1 protein-coding gene is annotated in these 1,212 nt (G+C 36.6%); it reads left to right on the top strand.

Annotated features, from left to right (window positions below; genetic code table 11):
• The first annotated feature begins 114 nt into the window (after positions 1-114).
• Positions 115-1,212 carry an IS4 family transposase gene (locus tag OM075_RS25085; RefSeq protein WP_301193308.1) on the top strand — a complete coding sequence of 366 codons (1,098 nt, stop codon included), beginning with the start codon at positions 115-117 and terminating at the stop codon, positions 1,210-1,212.

Raw genomic sequence — 1,212 nt, 5'->3', positions numbered from 1 at the left:
TTCAGTACATGACAAAACTATAAATAATTGAAAATCAATGATTTAAAAGGTGAATTTTCTTGTTTAAAACCTTGATATTCAGTATCTTACAAAAGATTCCCACATCATTTTGTAATGCATCCGAATACCAAGGTAGACAGTAAAAATACTCAATTATTTGAGTTGTTCAAGACAACAACCAGTTGGCACAAAGCAAGGATTAAATGCCTTGTCATTATTATCAATAGCATGATAAAATTCCAAACCGTTTCATATGTAAAACTTGCACAGGGATTTAACCCTAATGTTGAACATGAATCAAGCCTTCGGCGAGTACAACGGTTCTTTGCTGAATTTTCCTTTGATCCACTGATCTTTACTCGTTTAATTTACAGTTTATTGCCTGATGAACCTCCCTATATGCTCAGCATGGACAGAACTAACTGGAAGTTTGGCAAAACCGACATTAACATCCTAATGTTAAGCGTTTGTTATAAAGGAGTTGCTATCCCATTAATATGGAAACTTCTTCCCAAGCGGGGAAATTCCAATGCCAAAGAGCGAAAAGAGGTGCTGGACACTTATATTCGGTTCTTTGGTACCAAAGATATTAAAGCATTTATGGCGGATAGGGAATTTATCGGAGAAGAATGGTTCGAGGATCTTATTCGTCAGAAGATTCCATTCTACATTCGCATACGCAACAATATGATGGTGCATCGACACGGCAAACCTCCAATTAAAGCCTTTTGGCTGTTCAACAATATCAAAACAGGGTCTTACAAACATTGTGATAAACTGTATTACCTCGGTAAAAATCTGGTATATCTATCGGGAGCTAAGTCCTTCAATAAAGCTACTGGAAAAGTGGAGTTTACCATTATTGCCTCTTTCAATCAACACGATCAGGCTCTGATCAACTACAAAGAACGATGGCAGATAGAGACCATGTTTAGAGCTATGAAATCCAGCGGGTTCAATCTTGAAGATACTCACTTGACTGATTTGGAACGCATAGCTAAACTTTTGGCTGTTGTGGCAATTGCTTTTGTTTGGGCATACTTAGCAGGTATTGACAAACATGTGAACATTAAAGCGATAAAGGTGAAAAAGCATGGCAGAAGAGCTTATAGTTTCTTTAAATACGGACTGATTAGAATCGCAAACGCGTTAATCAATCCAATAAATAACAGCGATTTAGATGAATGTTATAAACTTTTGTCATGTACTTAG

Origin of the sequence: Plebeiibacterium sediminum, assembly GCF_026013605.1 — a bacterium.
Classification (GTDB): Bacteria; Bacteroidota; Bacteroidia; order Bacteroidales; family Marinilabiliaceae; genus Saccharicrinis; species Saccharicrinis sediminus.
This window is presented reverse-complemented; position numbering and strand designations above follow the sequence as displayed.